The following is a 3,473-nucleotide window of genomic DNA, read 5'->3' as shown; positions in this document are numbered from 1 at the left end:
GACGGGGCCGGCACGGTGACCTACGCACTCGGCTTTACTGCCGGTTCGACCGGACTTGTCGACACCGCGACCGGGCAAGCGGTCGTCCTCTCGCTGAATGGCGGCGTCATCCAAGGTCGAACCGCCACGAGCAACGACCTCGTGTTCACGGTCTCTGTCGATGCCTCGGGCAACGTCACCCTCGATCAGATCCGCGCGGTGGTCCATCCTACCAGCGACCCGGACGAGAGCACGACTCTGGCCGCCGACAATTTGATCAAACTGACCGCGACGGTTACCGACAAGGACGGCGACCACGCACCGGCCACCCTCGACATCGGCCAGAACCTCAACTTCAAGGACGACGGCCCGAGCATCTCGACGACCGGCACCGAGCCTACGCTCACTGTCGACGACACGGTTCTTACGACTAACGACACGAAGAGCTTTGCGGCGAACTTCAGCACGGCCTTCGGTGCCGACGGCGCAGGCACGGTCACCTACGCACTCGGCTTTACTGCTGGTTCGACCGGCCTTACCGACACCTTAACCGGTCAGGCCGTCGTCCTCACGCTCAATGGCACTGTGATCGAAGGTCGCACCGCCACGAGCAATGACCTTGTCTTCACGGTCTCTGTTAGCGGCACCGGCAGCGTCACCCTGGATCAACTCCGGGCAGTGGTCCATCCGACCAGCGACCCGGACGAAAGCAAGACACTGGACGCGGATAACCTAGTTACGCTCACCGCGACCATCACCGACAAGGACGGTGATCATACATCGACCACACTCAACATCGGCCAAAACCTCACCTTCAAGGACGACGGCCCGACGATCACGGTGCCGTTCGACGGTGACGCATCCGGGGGTGGAAGCAATGGTACTCACGAGACCTTGGGCAACGCAGTCGGTCAAACGGCATCTGGTGCTTTTGGCTACGACATCGGTTCGGACGGCCGCCCGGCTTCCTACTACGACGCCACGCACTCGGACTTCGTCGACCAGGATGGCGTGCTTCCCGGCATCCAGCTCAGCCTTGATGGCAATCTCACCGGTCTTGTCCCTGGCACGCCGACCCCATTCATCAGCTCGTTCGCGACGCTACAGTCGGAAAGCGCCACCGAAGCTTCGTTCAATTGGCAAATCTCCTACGATAGCGACCCGAACACGGCCGGCAATCAGATGGCCACGGCGGGCGGTACCCTTGTCTTCAACAAGGACAGTGACACCTACACCATCACCTTGAACGACGCGGTGGAGGGCTTCACCAGGGACATCCTGCACACCAGTGAGCTTCTCTCCAAGCAGCCCACGAGCAATACCGGTCACCCGTTGATCGTGGTGGAGAAGCTCTTCGAGGCGGACAGCACACCCGAAACGACCGATCGGGACTTCTTCGTGCAGTTCACGGCGAACTCGGCAACTTCGAGCATCCCCTTAGGTCTCGGCGATGACGACGGCGCGCCGGTTGCTGGTGACAAGGTGTGGAACCCCGGCCAGTTCGTCACCAACAACAACGAAGACTGGGTTTCTGCAACCCAGACCACGAACGGGGTCGCTGGCGACACTATCCAGAAGGGCGAGGCACTGACGCTTCGGTTCTTCGACACCTCACCGGGTATCTCGACCGACAACGGTGCCAATCACGTCCCGACCCAGACGGCTAACGACATGGCCATCAAGTTTGACGGTATCGGCAACGAGGACCTGATGGTCATCGTTAATCTCGTGTCTACTGCCAACCCGGCGCTTACGACGACAAAGGCGATCTACATCTCGAACGCCGACATCTACAAGACGGGTCAGGTACCTTCCGCATACGCCGCCGACTTCCAGCTTGATAACAACGACGGCCTAGTGATCATAGAGCGAAACGACTACAACGGTGCCGGTGAGAACTGGGTGCTCCAAGGCGTCCAGATCATGCAGTCCGGCAACGGTCTGGTCGGGGCCGGTAGTGCGCCGGCCGGTACCAACGCCGCTCTCGGCGGTGCTACCGCGATCGACCTGAATAGCGCGGTCGGCGCGAATGGTGGCAGCCTTTCCGCCCCGTTGGTGATTTGGGACAACGACGTGGCCAAGGTGAACGGTGTGGATACAGCCGTCGCCGACAACGACGTCATCAAAATCGTGGACATCGGCTTCACCACGACGCAGACCACGACGCCGGACGCGCACCTCGACTTCGGCGTCCAAATCGCGGACGCGGACGGCGATATGACCACCGTCCAGCACATACTCGTCGACATCGCCTGACACAGAAGCAGCGGGGGCGGCCAAGTGCTGCCCCCGTTGGAACTCGGCAGTAAGGCATCGAAACGGGGGGTTCCGTGATGCAGCCAAGGCCGCAATTCCAGGAAGTGATGCGTCTGGCGCGCCGCCAGGCGCCGGCCCTTTTCCTCTTCAGCTTGCTAACCAATCTTCTTCTGCTTGCCAGCACCATCTACATGCTGCAGATCTATGACAGGGTGCTGTCGAGCGGCTCGATCGACACGCTGCTGTGGCTCACCCTTGCCGTCATCGGCGCCATTGCCGTCTATGGCCTCTTGGAACATGCCCGCCGGATGATGCTGGGGCATATCAGCCAATGGCTGGACGACCAGCTCAGCGTCCCGGTGATCGAACGCGCCATGGCGGCGCGCCTGGCCGGCAGCAACGTCGAAGCCGGCCTGAAGGACGTTAGCGATCTTCGCAGCTTCATTGCCGGCGACGGCATTCTGACCTTTCTCGACGCGCCATGGACGCCGGTATTCATGGCGTTCATGTGGTTTCTGCATCCGGCATTGGGGGTGCTCGGCCTTGCCGGCGCGGTGCTTCTGTTCTGCTGCGCTCTAGCCAACGATTTCCTCACTCGCCGCAAAAACCAGGAAGCAGCCGCAGGGTTGCGCCGCAGCCAGGCCGCCGTCGGTCAATTTGTCGATGGCGCCGAAACATTGCGCTCGCTCGGCATGTCCGAGCCGGCGCTGTTGCGCTGGGAGCAAAACCAGCAAGCTCTCACAGCTCTGCAGTCCCGCATTTTCCAGCGCACCACCGTCATCGGCAGCCTGTCGCGCTCCCTGCGCCTCGCCCTCCAGGTGGCCGTGCTGGGGCTCGGCGCCTATTTCGTCCTGCACCGCGAACTCACGGGCGGGTCGATGATTGCGGCTTCCATCCTGCTCAGCCGCGCGCTGGCGCCGATCGAACGCTCCATCGGCGCCTGGCGCAGCCTGGTCAACGCTCGGGCCGCGCGCCAGAACCTGATCAAGCTCTTTGCCGCCACCGGGTCGTCGCAGAACGTCGGCGTCACCTTGCCGCGCCCGCAAGGCCGGCTGAAGTTAGAGAACCTGCACTATTACGCGCCGGGAACCCCGCAGGCCCTGCTGAACGCGATAAGCTTCGGTGTCGAGCCCGGCCAGACCTGCGGCGTGATCGGCTCGTCCGGCTCCGGCAAGACCACGCTCTGCCGTCTCATCGTCGGCACGATGCGACCCTCGCTGGGCCATGTCAGGCTGGAT

The 3,473-nt window shown here is 62.4% G+C and carries 2 protein-coding genes; both read left to right on the top strand.

Going from position 1 to position 3,473, the window contains the following annotated elements; translation table 11 throughout:
* The coding region (locus EOA79_RS33280) for a DUF5801 repeats-in-toxin domain-containing protein (protein WP_245489972.1) at positions 1-2,235 on the top strand (2,235 nt) is incomplete at its 5' end.
* Positions 2,236-2,312: 77 nt separating this feature from the next.
* Positions 2,313-3,473 (top strand): ABC transporter transmembrane domain-containing protein (locus EOA79_RS30815; RefSeq protein WP_245489973.1); only part of this gene is annotated, 1,161 nt, incomplete at its 3' end.

It is taken from the genome of Mesorhizobium sp. M1A.F.Ca.IN.020.03.2.1 (assembly GCF_004023205.1).
GTDB lineage: Bacteria > Pseudomonadota > Alphaproteobacteria > Rhizobiales > Rhizobiaceae > Mesorhizobium.
This window is presented reverse-complemented; position numbering and strand designations above follow the sequence as displayed.